Annotated in this window: 18 protein-coding genes and 1 tRNA gene; 10 read left to right on the top strand and 9 right to left on the bottom strand. The window is 68.3% G+C overall.

Annotated elements, in window-relative coordinates; genetic code table 11:
* The first annotated feature begins 99 nt into the window (after positions 1 to 99).
* Positions 100 to 471, top strand: coding sequence for an FHA domain-containing protein (locus tag M3M28_RS11020; RefSeq protein WP_249386506.1), 372 nt, complete (start codon positions 100 to 102; stop codon positions 469 to 471).
* On the opposite strand, the gene M3M28_RS11015 is transcribed toward M3M28_RS11020, so the two are convergent.
* From M3M28_RS11015 to M3M28_RS11005, 3 genes are all read right to left on the bottom strand, one after another.
* Positions 468 to 896, bottom strand: coding sequence for an organic hydroperoxide resistance protein (locus M3M28_RS11015; RefSeq protein ID WP_249386505.1), 429 nt, complete (start codon positions 894 to 896; stop codon positions 468 to 470). The genes M3M28_RS11020 and M3M28_RS11015 overlap by 4 nt on opposite strands.
* 103 nt (positions 897 to 999) lie before the next feature.
* Positions 1,000 to 2,763, bottom strand: coding sequence for a family 20 glycosylhydrolase (locus M3M28_RS11010; protein ID WP_249386504.1), 1,764 nt, complete (start codon positions 2,761 to 2,763; stop codon positions 1,000 to 1,002).
* A gap of 55 nt (positions 2,764 to 2,818) precedes the next feature.
* Entirely contained in the window at positions 2,819 to 3,232 is a 414-nt protein-coding gene (locus M3M28_RS11005; RefSeq protein ID WP_249386503.1) for an arsenate-mycothiol transferase ArsC, read from the bottom strand.
* A 96-nt stretch (positions 3,233 to 3,328) separates the two neighbouring features.
* Between M3M28_RS11005 and M3M28_RS11000 the strand changes: the two genes are divergently transcribed.
* A complete protein-coding gene (locus M3M28_RS11000; protein ID WP_249386502.1) occupies positions 3,329 to 3,847 on the top strand; it encodes a hypothetical protein in 519 nt (172 codons plus the stop codon).
* Between the two features lie 18 nt (positions 3,848 to 3,865).
* Here the strand turns inward: M3M28_RS11000 and M3M28_RS10995 are convergent, their stop codons facing one another.
* The 4 genes from M3M28_RS10995 to M3M28_RS10980 form a co-directional block, all read right to left on the bottom strand.
* On the bottom strand, positions 3,866 to 4,648 hold the full coding sequence (locus tag M3M28_RS10995; RefSeq protein WP_249386501.1) for a MarR family winged helix-turn-helix transcriptional regulator: 783 nt from the start codon (positions 4,646 to 4,648) through the stop codon (positions 3,866 to 3,868).
* A 130-nt stretch (positions 4,649 to 4,778) separates the two neighbouring features.
* The gene (locus M3M28_RS10990; RefSeq protein ID WP_249386500.1) at positions 4,779 to 6,038 is read right to left on the bottom strand and encodes an MFS transporter; all 1,260 of its coding nucleotides are present in this window, start codon (positions 6,036 to 6,038) and stop codon (positions 4,779 to 4,781) included.
* Positions 6,039 to 6,106: 68 nt separating this feature from the next.
* Positions 6,107 to 6,559, bottom strand: a complete 453-nt coding sequence (locus M3M28_RS10985; protein WP_249386499.1) for a MarR family winged helix-turn-helix transcriptional regulator — start codon at positions 6,557 to 6,559, stop codon at positions 6,107 to 6,109.
* Positions 6,560 to 6,748: 189 nt separating this feature from the next.
* Entirely contained in the window at positions 6,749 to 6,901 is a 153-nt protein-coding gene (locus tag M3M28_RS10980; RefSeq protein WP_249386498.1) for a hypothetical protein, read from the bottom strand.
* A 136-nt stretch (positions 6,902 to 7,037) separates the two neighbouring features.
* Here M3M28_RS10980 and M3M28_RS10975 point away from each other — a divergent pair, with 136 nt between their 5' ends.
* The 5 genes from M3M28_RS10975 (at position 7,038) to M3M28_RS10955 (ending at position 10,856) form a co-directional block, all read left to right on the top strand.
* The gene (locus M3M28_RS10975; protein WP_249386497.1) at positions 7,038 to 7,943 is read left to right on the top strand and encodes a class II glutamine amidotransferase; all 906 of its coding nucleotides are present in this window, start codon (positions 7,038 to 7,040) and stop codon (positions 7,941 to 7,943) included.
* Positions 7,944 to 8,089: 146 nt separating this feature from the next.
* Positions 8,090 to 8,542, top strand: coding sequence for an FAS1-like dehydratase domain-containing protein (locus M3M28_RS10970; protein ID WP_249386496.1), 453 nt, complete (start codon positions 8,090 to 8,092; stop codon positions 8,540 to 8,542).
* Between the two features lie 2 nt (positions 8,543 to 8,544).
* Positions 8,545 to 8,967, top strand: a complete 423-nt coding sequence (locus tag M3M28_RS10965; protein ID WP_249386495.1) for a MaoC/PaaZ C-terminal domain-containing protein — start codon at positions 8,545 to 8,547, stop codon at positions 8,965 to 8,967.
* Positions 8,964 to 10,016 carry a UDP-N-acetylmuramate dehydrogenase gene (locus tag M3M28_RS10960; RefSeq protein ID WP_249386494.1) on the top strand — a complete coding sequence of 351 codons (1,053 nt, stop codon included), beginning with the start codon at positions 8,964 to 8,966 and terminating at the stop codon, positions 10,014 to 10,016. Before M3M28_RS10965 ends, M3M28_RS10960 begins: the two co-directional genes overlap by 4 nt.
* 57 nt (positions 10,017 to 10,073) lie before the next feature.
* Positions 10,074 to 10,856 carry a hypothetical protein gene (locus tag M3M28_RS10955; RefSeq protein WP_249386493.1) on the top strand — a complete coding sequence of 261 codons (783 nt, stop codon included), beginning with the start codon at positions 10,074 to 10,076 and terminating at the stop codon, positions 10,854 to 10,856.
* Positions 10,857 to 10,909: 53 nt separating this feature from the next.
* On the opposite strand, the gene M3M28_RS10950 is transcribed toward M3M28_RS10955, so the two are convergent.
* Together M3M28_RS10950 and M3M28_RS10945 are read right to left on the bottom strand one after the other, a co-directional pair.
* Positions 10,910 to 12,106 (bottom strand): pyridoxal phosphate-dependent aminotransferase, encoded by a 1,197-nt coding sequence (locus M3M28_RS10950; RefSeq protein WP_249386492.1) that lies wholly within the window; start codon positions 12,104 to 12,106, stop codon positions 10,910 to 10,912.
* Between the two features lie 216 nt (positions 12,107 to 12,322).
* Positions 12,323 to 12,754: a DUF2087 domain-containing protein gene (locus tag M3M28_RS10945; protein WP_249386491.1), complete on the bottom strand. Its 432-nt coding sequence runs from the start codon at positions 12,752 to 12,754 to the stop codon at positions 12,323 to 12,325.
* 172 nt (positions 12,755 to 12,926) lie between these two features.
* Between M3M28_RS10945 and M3M28_RS10940 the strand changes: the two genes are divergently transcribed.
* The 3 genes from M3M28_RS10940 (at position 12,927) to nusG (ending at position 14,837) form a co-directional block, all read left to right on the top strand.
* Positions 12,927 to 12,999: transfer RNA gene (locus M3M28_RS10940), tRNA-Trp, on the top strand.
* Between the two features lie 184 nt (positions 13,000 to 13,183).
* The gene (secE, locus tag M3M28_RS10935; RefSeq protein ID WP_249386490.1) at positions 13,184 to 13,858 is read left to right on the top strand and encodes a preprotein translocase subunit SecE; all 675 of its coding nucleotides are present in this window, start codon (positions 13,184 to 13,186) and stop codon (positions 13,856 to 13,858) included.
* 88 nt (positions 13,859 to 13,946) lie between these two features.
* On the top strand, positions 13,947 to 14,837 hold the full coding sequence (nusG, locus tag M3M28_RS10930; RefSeq protein WP_249386489.1) for a transcription termination/antitermination protein NusG: 891 nt from the start codon (positions 13,947 to 13,949) through the stop codon (positions 14,835 to 14,837).
* Positions 14,838 to 14,973: the final 136 nt, after the last annotated feature.

Genomic DNA, 14,973 nt, shown 5'->3' with positions numbered 1-14,973 from the left:
TCGGCGACGGTTTGGTCACGTTCTGCGCGCATGGATGCCGCTTGCAGGTGCTCAGCGCACGCTGGAGGTGTCCGAGCCGCACCGACAATGGAGCTCGAGATGGCGCACGAGACAGTTCAGGGCGCGGGGCATCCCCGCATCGTCGTCATCGGGCTTGCCGACGGCGAGCCGAACCCCGAGTTTGCGCTCACACGCAAGGTCACCACGATCGGCTCGGCGTACGACAACGATATCGTCGTCTCCGGGCTCGATCTGCACCACGCCACGATCACGCGCGACGCCGGCGATGACTTTCGGCTCACGTCGCGGGGCGATACGCACTACGCGTCGGCCGGCGAGGGCTCGCCCACGAACGACGCGCCCGATGGCGTCCGGCTGCGGCACGGCTCGGGCTTCACGATTCGCGACACGAAGTTCGTGTTTCAGCGCGAAGAGTTCGCCGACCGCAGCCACGCGGAGGGGGAGTTTTAATCGTCGGAGACGCTCACGGTCACCTGGATGTTGCCGCGGGTCGCGTTCGAATAGGGGCACACCTGGTGCGCGGCGTCGGCGAGGGACTGCGCCTCGTCGTGCGGCAGGTTCGGAATGACGACCTCGAGGTGCACGGCGAGCTCGAAGCCGCCCTCGCCGTTCGACCCGATGTCAACGCGCGAGCCAACCGTCGTGTCGGTGATGGTGACTTTCTGCGCACGCGCGACTGCGTGCAGGGCCGAGTGGAAGCAGGCGGCGTAGCCGGCGGCGAACAGCAGCTCGGGGTTCGCGCCCTCGCCCGAACCGCCCATGCTCTGCGGGGTGGCCATGTCGAAGTCGACCCGGCCGTCGGTCGTGCGCACGTGGCCATCGCGGCCGCTGCCGGTCGACAGGGCTTCGGCGGTGTAGAGAGTGGAATCGATCATCGTTGCTCCTTAGCGCTTGTGGAATGGGGAGCCCGACCTTAACGCCGCTCGTTGAGAGCCCACACAGCTGGGGTGGTGACGCGCGAGGTGGGGCGCGCGCTGGCTACCGCCGCCGCGTAACCAGCACGAACGCGACGCTGAGCAGCACGAGGACGCCGACCCCGGTCAGCACGAACACGATGGTCGAGCTGCCCTGCTCGCCCTCGGCAGCGGGGGTGCCGCTCGGGCTCGGGAGGGGAGTCGTCGTCGGCGTCGGCGCGATCGTGGCCAGTCCATCCGGCGCCTCGACCTGGGCAACCTCGGGCGCCTCGCCGACGTCGTCGAGCAGGCTCGTGAGGTCGCCGAAGCTCAGCGTGCTCGCGGGGTCGGCGAACTTCACCGCCATCGCGGCGAGGGGCGCGCGTACTCGCTCGACCAGCGCATCCGGCGTCAGGGCGTCGGGAATATCGCTCCAGATCGCGAACATGCCGCCCGAGCTCGCCTCGACGAGGTCGGGGCTGCCCTGCACCGACGGATACACGGTGTCGTCCCAGCCCGCGAGGATCGCCTCGCCGGTTGGGTAGGCGTAGCCGACGCGCTCGCCGAGCACGAAGTAGAGGAACTCGTCGTTCACGTTGACGAGGTCGTAGCCGGCCGCGGCGAAGTCGCTCGCGGGCACGGCGCCGGGCGGACGCTGGGTCCAGTACGCGACCTGCACGCTGGTGTCGAGGGCGACGCTGCTCGAGCGGAGCATCCCGTCGCTCCAGACGCGCGGCTGGTAGCCCGCGTCGGTGAGTAGGCCGGCGGTCGTGTTCACGAAATCGGTGAGGGCATCGTAGGCGGTGGCCTGCGCGCCGAACTTCGCCTGCGCCGACTGCGTGAGCGCCTGCACCTCGCCCGCGTCGGCGAAGTTGACGAACTCGTCGGCGCCGAGGTTCCACGGCACGGGGCCGGGCATGTCGGGCTGTGTGAACAGCTCGGTGTACTCGCCGATGAGGTCGTGCGCGAACTCGACGCCGGCGTCGCTTGTGATGTCGAGGGCGCCGAAGACGTTGCCGCCGTACGCGTCGTGCAGGCGCAGCTCGGGGTAAGCGTGGAGCGCGTGGTCGAGGTGGCCAGGCATGTCGAGCGACGGCGCGACGCGGATGTGCAGGGCGTTCGCGTACTCGATGAGCTCGCGGATCTCGGCCTGCGAGTGCGCGTCGGGCGAGGCGATGTCGGGATGCGTCGTCGACTCGATCGCGAAGCCCTCGTTCTCAGAGAAGTGCAGTTCGAGCTCGGTGAAGCCGAACCAGCTGAGCTGCCGCAGCAGCGCCTCGAGGCTCTCGATGGGGTAGTGCTTGCGCGCGATGTCGAGGTGCGCGGCGCGGATCTGCTCGGCGGGGAAGCTGAACTCGTAGTCGCCGTTCGCGATGTCGCCCGCCGCGACGAGCTGCTGCAGCAGCGGCCGGGTGACGTGGAAGACGCCGGCGGCGTCGGGGCCCGTGACCGTGACACTGTCGTCGACGGTGAGCAGCGTGGCGTCGTCGAGGCCGAGCACGATGTCGGCCTCGGTGGCGAGCGACGCATCGGCGAGGTAGGCCACCTCGGGCGCCGCGTCGGTGAGGCCGAGCGCGGCGAGCTCCTCGGCGAGGCGCGCCCCCTCGCCCGCGAGGGCGTCGTCGGTGATGAGGATGCGCGTGCTCGAGCTCGGCGCCCAGTAGCCGAGGCGCGGGGCCACGCTCGTGGGCGGCGGCAGCATCTGCGGCCAGGCGCCGGACTGCGTCGGCGCCGTCGTCTCGGCGAGTGCGATGCCCGGCGAGCCGAGCGCGACGCTGAGCGCAAGCAGCAGCGCCGTCAGCCAGCGCCAACGGCGCGGTCGGTCTGCGGAAAACCAACGACGGTGCATGTGCTTACCCCCAAGACGTGCGCCCCCAGCATCCCACCCCTCGCCGGTCGCGTGGCTAGCGAAGTTCGGAGAACAGCTCGAGCACGTGCCGCTCGATATCGTCGCGCACCAGCCGCATGCGCTCGAGGCCGTCGATGCCGCGCTCGGAGGGCTCGTCGGTGACCCAGCGCTCGATGCTCGCGCGCATGCCGTCGACCGGCTCAACCTGGGCCTCGTTGCCGAGCACGATCACGCGGTCGGCGCGGCGCAGCAGCTCGGAGTCAAGCTGCTTCGGGGCCTCGCGCTCGAGGTCGGCGCCATGCTCCTCGAGCACCTCGCGCGAGAGCTCGTTGATCGCGTCGCCGGGCTCGGTGCCGGCGGAGGCGACCGCGACGGAGTTACCCGCAATCTGTCGCAGCGTGGCGGCGGCCATCTGCGACTTGCCGGCGTTGCGAACACAAATGAACAGTACGGTGGGCGTCTCGCTCATAGAGGCATGGTCGCACGCGGGGGTGGGGATGCGCCCGGGCGCGCCGGGTGCGCGCCGGTCACCGCGCATCCAGTGCCGATTCGTACCCTGGGGCGCATGAGTGACGCGACAACCCCCGGGCCCGAGCAGTGGCGGCCGAAGGCGGTCACGCTCGCGCCGTGGCCGCTGATTCTCGGCGCCGTGTTCGTCGTGAGCACGCAGGCGTGGCTGCCGTTTTGGGGCACGTCGATTCGCGCGAACGTTCTCTACGTCGCCTTCACGCTGCTCGGCCTCGCGCTCTGTGGCCGGGGCGTGCGGCAGCTGTGGCACGCGAACCGCGCGGTCGGCGGCGTCGGCGTTGCGAGCGGCGAGACCGGCGCCGACGGGCTGCGATCGTCGGGCACGATGTGGTGGTGGCGCAGAGCGCCCCGCATGCAACTCTCGTGGGGCATGGGTGCGCTCTGCGTCGTCGTGGGGCTGGGGTTGTGGCTGTTCGCGGATGTTCGGGTCGAGCAGGTGCTCGCCTTCCTCGGCACCGGCGGCATGGTCGCGTCGGGCTACTCGGGCATGATGCTCGCCGCGCGATACTCGCGGCTCTGTCACGACTTCAACGTGCCGTTCCCCGCCCTGTTCTGACGCGGATGCGCGCTCGAACTAGCGCGTGCAGCCGTTGTGGTGGCCGCGACCGCGGCGGTTGTGCTCGCGCGCATCCGGGTCGAAGCCGTGGCCGAATCCACCGCCCCGGCCGTAGCCGCGACGGTCGGCGCGCTGGCGGTCGGAGTCGGGGTCGAAGTCGTGCCCGTGACCGCCGCGGGGGCCGTAGCCGCCGTGCGGGCCTCGGCCACCGCGACCGCGGCGCTCGAAGCCGCGGCGCAGGCGGTCGAACTTCTCGGGCTCCGACTCGGCCATGCGGCCAATCCAGTGCTCGAAGCGCTCGTCGCCCATCCGGCGCCGCGCCTGCTCGCTCCAGCGATCGAACTCGGCGTCGGGCGCATCCCAACCCTGCTCGGCGCGCTGTTGCTCGAGCTGCTCAATCACCCGGTCCAGGATGCTCGCGAGCTGCTCACGCTCCTCATCGCTCAGGCTCGAGAACGCGTCGGGGCGCTCGGGCACGAGCTGTTCGGTCGCGCGGCCGGCTTCGGTGAGGCGAATCAGCATGACGCGCTTGTCATCGTTGGCCGGCTCGCGGGTAATGAACTCGGCCTTCTCGAGCTTCGCGAGCGCCTCGTTGAGCGAGGCGACGCGCATGCCGAGAATGAACGCGAGGTCTTTCGTAGCGATGCCGTCCTGCAGCTTGAGGGCGGCGAGGATGCGGCCCTGGCCGCGGGTCGGGTCGGCGGCGGGGCCGTGCGGGCCGCCGTGGGGCCCACCGTGCGGGTGGGGGCGCATGAGGCGGGCTGCCTCGCGGAACTTTCGATAGAGTTCGTGGCTTTCCATGAGGTTCTCCTACAGATTGGTGAAAGCTGCTGGTACCTGTTGATTCGGTACCTGTAGATAAAAGTACAGGTACCTGTTGCAAAACGCAACAGGTACCTGTCAAACCTTCAGGATGCTGGGCTCGCGGCGCCTACGCGGCGTCGCCGGCCGAGATGGTCTGGGCCTCCTCCTGCGCGGTCTCGTGCGGGCGGCCGATCTGCTGCAGGCGCTTCGACGAGAGGCCGAGCACGACGATCGAGACGATGAGGGCGGCCGCGCCGAACCAGTACGGCGACTCGGCGCCCATGGCCTCGGCGATCGGGCCCGAGACGGCCGGCGCAATGGCACCGCCGAGGAAGCGGATGCCCGAGTAGGTCGACGATGCCACCTGACGCGGCAGGTCGGTCGCCTCCATGACGGTCTCGGTGAGGGCGGTGTTGACCACGCCGAGGAACGCGCCTGAAACAATGACGCACCAGACGAGCGCCGTGAGATTGCCAATCGAGAACGCCATGACGACGAGCGTCGCGGTGAGCAGCACGAGCATCGCGAAGAGCGTCTTCACGAGGCCAAAGTTGCGCGTGAGCACGGGGGCGACGAGCACCGAAGTGATCGCGAGCAGCAGGCCCCAGCCGAAGAACACGAGGCCGAGCTCGTGCGCGCCAAACTCCCTCCCCTGCGCTGCGGCCGCCGCCTCGAGCGGGTAGGGCGTGTAGGCGAGGATCGTGAAGAAGCCGAAGTTGTAGAAGAGTGCCGTGATGCCGAGCGAGCGCAGCGTCGGGTTGCGCAGCGCCTTCAAACTCGCCGAGATCGGCACCGGTACGGGCTTCTCGGCCGGCTTGCGCAGCAGCGTCGCGATTGCGATGAAGCCGATGGCCATGAGCGCCGCCGTGCCGAAGAATGGGCCGCGCCACGACACCTCGCCGAGCGCGCCGCCGAGCAGTGGGCCGAGTGCCATGCCGACGCCAAGCGCGGCCTCGTAGAGCACGATCGCGCTGCCGCTTCCGCCTGAGGCGCCGACGATGGCGGCGAGCGAGGTTGAAATGAACAGCGCGTTACCGAGACCCCAGCCCGCGCGGAAGCCGATGATCGTGTCGACGTTGCCCGCGGTCCCGGCGAGCGCCGCGAACACGATGATGAGCACGAGGCCCGCGATGAGCGTGCGCTTCGTGCCGAGGCGGCTCGCGACCCAGCTCGTGAAGAACATCGCGACGGCCGTGATGAGCAGGTAGCTCGTGAACAGCAGCATCGTCTGCGACGGCGTCGCGTCGAGTTCCTTGCTGATCGCCGGCAGGATCGGGTCGACGAGGCCGATGCCCATGAAGGAAACGGTGCAGGCGAAGGCGATCGCCCAAACTGAAAGTGGCTGATTGAGAATCGACGACTTAGGTGGCTGCGTGTCTTGGGGCATTTCGCTTTCTCGGGTGGGTGTCCTGACGTCGGGGGCTGAGTGCAGCGGCGTGCGGGGCAGTGGGTGAACTAGTGGTGGTCGGGATGCGTCGGCTCTTCGGTCGTGAGCCGCTCGAGGATGTCGGTGGCTCGCGCGAGCGTCGCCCACTCGTCATCTGTGAGCTGCTCGAGCGCGGGCCGTGCTGCCTCGCCGGCGCGAAGCCGGAACGCGCGGATCTCCGCGTCGCCGGCCTCGGTGAGGCGCACGACGGTGGCCCGCGCATCCGCCGGGTCGGACTCGCGGGTGACCAGCCCATCCGCCTCGAGCTTGTTCACCGCGGTGCTGATCGCGGGCTGCGACATGCGCTCGCGGAGGGCGATGTCGCCGATGCGCATCGGGCCGAGCTGCTGCAGCAGCGACAGGATGCGCAGGGCGACGACCGAGCGCGGCTCGCTGGTGCGCAGGCGTGCGTAGGTCGCGAAGCGGCTGCCGTACATGACAAGGCGAGCGGCGACGCGGTTGTGGTCGTGCGGATCTGTCACTTGGGAAATATATAACTAACTTATATAAAACGTCAATGTAACTGCGTGCGGGCATGCTGACGCAGCGCCTGCCCTCGGTGGGCGCCGCGGAGTGGGGAGATGTGGCGCCGCCGCATGACTTCGACTGTGGCCGGCGTCGTGCAGATGCGGATGCGATCGCGTTGGCGAGCGTCGCTAGGGCGGTGGCCGCTACTTCTTCTTCTTCTTCATGCGGTTGCGGCGCACCGTGCGCCACACCATCGCACCGAAGACCACGGCGACAACGATGCCGCCGATCCACCAGGACACCGCGTTCGCGGCCTCGCCGGCGCCCGCAGCCAGCGCATCCATACCCGAAATCACCCCTCTATTGTCTCGCAGTTGCGGCGCGAGTGTTACGTGCGGCGTCGGGCGTGCTCGACGGGCGGCGGCGCGCGCGGGACAATGGTTGAATCGCCGCGCCCGCGACGACACCGCAACCAGCGAGGGGAGCCCGCACATGTGCCGATTGCTCGCCTACGCCGCACCCAGTGAGACGACCGTCTCGGAGGTGATCGGCGAGGCCAACGCCGAGGCCTTCCAGCAGATGACGAGCGTGCACAACGATGGGTGGGGCACCGCGTGGCTCGCGTCGGGACCGGGCGAGGAGCTGCCCGAGGTCGAGTCGGCGCGCGTGTCGACGCCCGGACAAGCCGACCCGATGCTCACGGCCGCGCTCGAAAGCGTGCCGTCGTACTCGCGGCTCGTGCACCTGCGCCTTGCGACCGACCGGCTCAAGCGCACGAAGGTGAACACGCATCCCTTCGTCGCGAACGGCATCGCGTTCGCCCACAATGGCTCGATCATTCCCGTTGAGCGCTTCGAGGAGCTGCTGAGCGAAGAAGAACTGCGGGCCGTGTCGGGTACGACCGACTCCGAGCTCTACTTCTCGTATGTGCGCAAGCAGATTCGCGAGGGTGGCGGCACCGTCGCCGAGGGTGTCGTGCGCGCCGTGCAGCGGCTGCGCCGCACGTTCCCGAACGCGAGCCTCAACGCCGTCGTGCTGACCGATGCCGAGTTGATCGTGATTCACGCGAACTCGACGGCGCACGTGACCGATGACGACTTCCGCTCGTACGGCATCGACCCGGCGCTGCTGCCCGACGACCACGACGAGAACTATTACAAGCTCGCGATGCTGCAGCGCCCCGACGGCACCACCGCGTTCTCATCGACCGGCATCAACCTCGCCGGCTGGAGTCGCGTGCCCGACGACACGATCACCCGCATCGACCTCGACACGCTCGAGCTGGCGCAGCGCAAGATCTTCGGCATCCGCGAAACCGCGTCGCGCCGCGGCCACGCCGCCCTCAACGACTCGACGATCGACGAACTCGCGCGCCACCGCCAGCTCCGCGCCAGCTAGCTCTGCGGGCTATCTCTTCCACCAGCTAGCGTCGCTGCGGAAATGCGTCGCTTTTCCCTACCTGAGACGGCGATAAGGGGTCTCAACCTCATGGACGTCTCACGTTGGGAAAAACAACGCATTTCCGCGGCGCCTAGACTGGCGGGGTGACTGTGAACCCGGATCTCGTCGGCCGACGCTTCGTGCTCGCCGAGCCCTATCTCGTTGGGCGCGAGCACGTGCGCGCTTTCGCGGCGGCTGTCTTCGCGAGCAACCCCATCCACTTCGATGTCGAGGCGGCCCGCGCGGCCGGCTACGCCGACGTCGTCGCGCCCACGACCTACCCGGCCGTGCTGCAAGACCGCGGCCTGCAGCTGCTGCTCGCCGACCCGATGGCCGACTTCGAGCTCAAGAACGTCGTGCACGGCGACGAGCGCTTCACCTACGAGCGCCCGATCGTCGCGGGCGACGAGCTCGGCGCCGAGCTTGAGGTGACGACGGTGCGCGCGGTGCGCGGTAACGCGATGATCCAGGCGACGACCAGGCTGACGGATGCGGCGGGCGAGCTCGTCGTGACCGCCTACGCGACCCTCGTGGTCGGCGGGGAAGGGGCGAACTAACCATGGCAACCCTCGAAACGGCCGCCAAGGGCGAGCAGCTGCTCGAAACCACCCTGCACTTCACGCGGGAGTCGCTCGTGCGCTACGCCGGCGCATCCGGCGACTTCAACCCCATCCACTACCGCGACGACATCGCGGTCGAGGTCGGCCTGCCCGGCGTGCTCGCGCACGGCATGCTCACGATGGGCGCGGCGATCCAGCCCGTCATCGAGCTGCTCGGCGACCCGGGCCGCGTCGTCGACTACCAGGTGCGCTTCACGCGCCCCGTGCTCGTCGACGCGAGCGAGGGTGCCGACGTGCAGATCGTCGCGACGGTCGGCGAAGAGGCCGGCGACGACGGCATCGGCCGCATCGACCTCACGGTGAGCTTCGCCGACAAGACGGTGCTGACCAAGGCGCAGGTGCGCGCGAAGTTCACCGCATGACGACGTTCGCGCAGTTGACGACGACGCAGGTCTCGCAGGCCGAGGCCGAGCTCGTCGAGCCCGCGACCCGCGACGCGCTCGCCGAGGCATACTTCGAACTCGCCGACCGCGACGAGCCGTTTCTCGTCATCGGCGGCGGCTCGAACACGATTGTGAGCGACGACGGCTTCGACGGCCCCGTGCTGCGCGTCGCGACCCGCGGCGTCGAGTACCGCCCCGGCGAGGGCGGCGAGGTCATCGTCGCCGCCGACGCGGGGGAGTCGTGGAGCGAGCTCGTCGACGCTACCGTCGCGCGCGGACTCAGCGGCATCGAGGCGCTCGCGGGCATCCCCGGCTCGGTCGGCGCGACGCCGGTGCAGAACATCGGCGCCTACGGGCAGGAGCTCGCCGACGTGCTCGTGCGTGTCGAGGTGGCGGATGCGGACGCCGGCGAACGCCGCTGGGTCGCGGCCGCCGACCTCGGCCTCGGGTACCGCACCTCGGCGCTCAAGCGCGAGGAGCTCCTCGGGCTCGTGCTCGCGGTCGAGCTGCGCCTGCGCGAGGTCGACTCGAACGACGGCGCCCCGGTGCAGTACGCGCAGCTCGCGAAGGCGCTCGACGTCGACCTCGGCGCCCGCGTGCCGGTCGCCCAGCAGCGCGAGGCCGTGCTGCGCCTGCGCGGCTCGAAGGGCATGGTGCTCGACCCCGCCGACGTCGACACGCGCTCGAGTGGCTCGTTCTTCATGAACCCGATCGTGCGCCGCAGCTTCGCGAGCGAGTCGCTGCCGGCGAGTGCGCCCCGCTTCGACGCGGGCGAAGACGCCGAGGGCGTCGAGCTCGTCAAGCTCTCGGCCGCGTGGCTCATCGACCACGCCGGCGTGAAGAAGGGCTTCGCGCTGCCCGGCAGCGGCGCCGCGATCTCATCGAAGCACACGCTCGCAATCACGAACCACGCGGATGCGACGGCCGAGCAGATCGCCGAGCTCGCGCGCTACGTGCGCGCCCGCGTGCTCGCCGAGTTCGGCGTCGAACTCATCCCCGAGCCGAACCTGATCGGCCTGCAGCTGTAGTGCGTTCGCGCGGCTGCTGCGCGAAACTCGAAGTGCGCCAACGAGACGGAGACCCAGGTGAGTGAGCAGCGACCGAGATTCAGCCCGCCCGAGCCCCGTTTCGGGGCCGAGCCGGCAGCGGATGCTGTGCCCGACGCATCCGGCTCGTCGCGACGCAGCGTCTGGTCACCCCTCACGATTGTGCTCACGAGCGCCTCGGCGGTCGTCGTCATCGGCCTCGTCATCACGCTCGCGCTGCTGTGGGGAAACCCGTTGCAGCCGAGCCAGGGCGAGGCCGCGGCGCCGCTCGAGAGCGGCGGCGGCGGCACCGGTGGCCCGACCGACACCGTGGGCCCCACGCCGACGCCCTACGCGGTGCAGCCGGGCGACACGATCTCGATTGAGCAGGATGCGGTGTTCGAGGATGGCTTCACGCTCGTCTACCCGAAGCTCGGTGACTGGATCGAGCAGGACATCGTGAATCGCCCCGAGCAGCTGACGATGTACGCGCCCGACTACAGCGCGCAGATTCAGGTCTGGCAGACGTCGGTGTTCAACTCGAACCAGACCGACAAAGAGCTCACGCTCGCACAGCTCAATCGCATCAATGATGAGTGCTCATACGGCGCGACGGGCATCTCCGAGCCCGAGTCGTACCTGCTTGAGGGCGAGGACGGCACGAAACTCGAGCTGCTCGGCGTGCGGGCCGACGAGTGCGAGGGCGGCGAGGTCTGGCTGCTGCAGCGCGTCATGCCGCTCACCGGCACGCGCGTGCACATCGTGCTGTGGAGCACGACGACGCTCGACGACAACGACGAGCTGCTCGACAAGCTCGCCGAAATTACCTTCACAACGCCGTAGCCGGGCCGCCGTCTTGCGACGGGGCCCGGCTACGGCGCGCGGTGTGGCGCGAGTTAGTTGAAGAGCGCCTGGATGCGGCGCACGCCCTCGACGAGTGCGTCGTCGCCGAGCGCGTAGCTGAAGCGCAGGTAACCCGAGGGGCCGAAGGCCTCGCCGGGGACGGCCGCGACCTCGGCCCGATCGAGCAGGAAGTCGGCGAGGTCGAGCGAGGTCTCGAGGCGAACGCCGTCGTACTCCTTGCCGAGCACGCCCGACACGTCGGCGTAGACGTAGAACGCGCCCTGCGGCGTCGGCACGGTGAAGCCGTTGACCTTGCTGAGCTCGTCGACCATGAGCTTGCGGCGGCGGTCGAAGGCGAGGCGGAACTCCTCGATCGGCTCGCTCGGGCCGGTGAGGGCGGCGAGCGCGGCGCGCTGCGCGACGTTGTTCACGTTGCTCGTGAGGTGTGACTGCAGGTTCGCGGCGCCCTTGATGAGATCCTCGGGGCCGACCATCCAGCCCACACGCCAGCCGGTCATCGCGAACGACTTCGCGACACCGTTGACGAGCACGGCCTGCTCGGCGAGCGCGGGCACGGCCTCGACGATCGAGGTGGCCTTCACGCCGTCGTAGACGAGGTTCTGGTAGATCTCGTCGGCGATGACCCACACGCCGTGCTCGAGCGCCCACTCACCGATGGCACGGGTCTCGTCGGGCGAGTAGACGGCGCCGGTCGGGTTCGACGGCGAAACGAAGAGCATCGCCTTCGTGTTGGGCGTCCGCGCGGCCTCGAGCTGCTCGACGGTGACCTTGTAGCCCTGGTCGGCGCCGGCGAAGACCTCGATGGTATTGCCGCCGGCGAACTTGATGACCTCGGGGTAGGTGGTCCACGCCGGGGTCGGCAGCAGCACATCGTCGCCGTCGCCGATGATCGCCTGGATCGTCTCGAACACGGCCTGCTTGCCGCCGTTCGTAACGAGCACGCGGCTCGCGGGCACGGTGAGGCCCGAGTCGCGCGCGGTCTTCTCGACGATCGCGTCGCGCAGCTCGGGCAGACCGACGTTGGCCGTGTACTTGTGGTTCTTGGGATCCTTCACTGCCTCGACAGCGGCGTCGATGACGTGCTGCGGCGTTGCGAAGTCGGGCTCGCCGGCGGCGTATGAAATCACCGGGCGGCCCTCGGCCTTGAGGGCCTTGGCCTTGTTGTCGACCTTCAGCGTGGCCGAAGGGGCAATGGCGGAGACGCGGGACGAAAGACGCGATTCAGTCATGATGTGCAGCCTAGTTTGTGCGGTTGTGAACGGGTTACCGTCATTCATTTTTCATGACGCGCAGCCCGCTGTCTGCACATCCGCCGGAAATGGGCCGGATGTGCGCAAACGGCAAACTCGCGGCGTCACGCGACGTCGTGGTTGCTACCTGTCGACGCCAGGGTGCCGGTACTCAGTGCCGTCGAAGCGACGTTCCACGAGCCCGAAGTCCACCAGCTACCTGCGGAGCACCGCCACGTCGTCGTGGAACTGGGACAATCGCTCGTTCATCTCGGGCTCAGAGAGCGCTTCGTCGGTGGCGATGACTTGATCGCGAACCCAGCGGAGGAGCGCGCCCCGCTCGCTCGGAGTTGCCGGGTAAACATCGATTCGGCCGTCGACGAGAAACCGTTGAACTCCAGTTTGAGTCTCGCGCCTGCCTTCCGCGAGGAGCTGGGGAAACACCGAGGGGATCAGCGTCAGCGCGCCGTCGCTCGTCAACTCGGCGATGCCCGAGTTCACGATCGCACTCACGACGTGACGGGTGCGTGACGGCGACAGCTCAAGGGAGTCTGGGTGGACCGTTTCGTCGAGCAGCAGCCGGCCGGCGACCTGACGTGTTTGTTCGTTGACAAAGAGCGCGATGACATTGCGCCACTGGTGAGTCATGGATGACACTTCCTCTCGTTCTGGCATTTCACCCGCGATTCCGTGGCAAACGCAAGCTGGACCGCATCATCCAGCCGCCGATGCGCAGGCAACCTCGTGCCAGCATGTGGAGGTGGCGGCGGTTTTGTCGTAAACTGTCTGGGTTGCCCGCGCAGCATGCGCGACGTGACGTAGGGCGGTAGCTCAATTGGCAGAGCAGCGGTCTCCAAAACCGCAGGTTGCAGGTTCGATTCCTGTCCGCCCTGCAATCACGGGCCGTGCGGAGTGCACGGCCCGTTTTGCATCTTGGCTGGTCTTGCAGGGCAAGCGGGCCCGCGTTATCGACAAGGTTGTCGGCGTGACGTAGGCTGGTGCAGTTGCCAAAAGGCATACTGCAGTGCGCCCAAAATCCGGTTCGTGCCGCATATCCAAGCTTCGAAAGGGATCCGCGTGGCCACAGGCACGTCTGATGACGAGCGTGACGACGACCTCACCAACAGCACCGAATCAACCGGTGACGAGGCCGACGCTTTGGACGAGACGCTTGATGCGGAGGCGGCCGACGAGTCGGCTGCGAGCGAAGCTGACGAAGACACCGACAACGAGGCTGACGCCGACGCGGAGGACGACGACGCTGACGACAGCGACGCTGACGAGGATGACTCGGACGATGCGAAGTCTGACGCCAAGAAGGATGCTGCGGTAGCGGCATCCGGCAAGGGCAAGAAGGCGAAGCGTGGCGAAAAGACCTCGGCCAAGGGCGCCGCTGTTGAGGCCTCGAAGAAGCCGAGCAAGAAGAACGACAAGAAGGACGCCGGCGAGAAGCGCGGCCTTCGCAAGTTCTTCAGCGAGGTCGTCATCGAACTGAAGAAGGTCGTCACCCCGACCCGCCAGGAACTCTGGCGCTACGTCGGCGTCGTGATCGCGTTCCTCATCATCATGATGCTGCTCGTGATGCTCTTCGACTGGATCTTCGGCTTCGCCTCTTCGTGGGTGTTTGGCAACGGCCAGTCGTTGTTCCCCGAGGAGTGGTTCCAGGGCGGCGATCCGACCCAGACACCGCTGCCCACCGAGACCGTCCTGCCGACCGAGTCGGTTGCCCCGACCGCGACGGCGACCCCGTAAACCCCAAGTCGCGGCGCCACGCGCCCGCGCATCCGACACAGACCGAGCGGCCAGCGCGCCGCAATTCGATGAAGTGAGTTGAACTACCGTGGCTGACGAAACCCAGCTTCCCGAGCAGAACGAGACCGAGCTCGACGCCGTGAACGAGGCTCCCGAGAGCCAGGACGCTCCCGTCGAGGCCGAGACTGACGCCGTCGAGACCGACGCCGACACCGAGGCAACTGACGGCGCCGAGGCGACCGACGAGACCGACGCTCCCGCCGTATCCGACGAGGCTGCGCCGGCCGACGCCGAGCCCGCCGCGGAAGGCGAGCCCGCCGAGGGCGACGACGAGGCCGAGGTTGACCCCTACGCCGAGTTCAAGCTCGAACTGCGCATGAAGCCCGGCAAGTGGTACGTCATCCACACCTACGCCGGCTTCGAACGCAAGGTGCGCGACAACCTCCAGCAGCGCGTCGAGAACAAGAAGCGCTCGGACTCGTCCGAGGGCGCCGACGACATCTATGAGGTGCAGGTGCCTATGGAAGACGTCGTCGAGATGAAGAACGGCCAGCGCAAGATGGTCACGCGCGTGCGCATCCCCGGCTACGTGCTCGTGCGCATGCACCTCACCGAGGACAGCTGGTCGCTCGTGCGCCAGACCCCGGGCGTCACCGGTTTCGTCGGCAACGCGCACGATCCGGTGCCGCTGCGGTTCAAGGAGGTCTTCGAGATGCTCAAGAGCATCGTCGAGCTGCCCGACGTCAAGGATGTCAAGGGCGAGGCCAAGGCCGGCACCGCTACGGGTGGCAAGCAGCCGATCACCGAGGTCGAGTTCGAGAACGGCGAGACCGTCACGATCAAGGAGGGCTCGTTCGAGGGCCTCACCGGCTCGATCAGTGAGATCAACGCCGCGGCGGGCAAGCTCATCGTGCTCGTCTCGCTCTTCGGTCGCGAGACTCCCGTCGAGCTCTCGTTCGACGAGGTCGCGAAGCTCTAATTCAGCTCGAGCAGGCGCGGCGTCGGCCCACGTGGTCGGCGCCGCGTTCGCGTGAACGGCCCCTGGCCAGGATGCGCGGAATCGAGTAAACTTGCGGGGTTGCGCATGCGCAACCGATACCGGGCGCCGGAAAGGC

Origin of the sequence: Gulosibacter sediminis, assembly GCF_023370115.1 — a bacterium.
Taxonomy (GTDB): Bacteria; Actinomycetota; Actinomycetes; order Actinomycetales; family Microbacteriaceae; genus Gulosibacter; species Gulosibacter sediminis_A.
The sequence above is the reverse complement of the archived record's forward strand: the minus strand, read 5'-3'. Positions and strand labels throughout refer to the sequence as shown.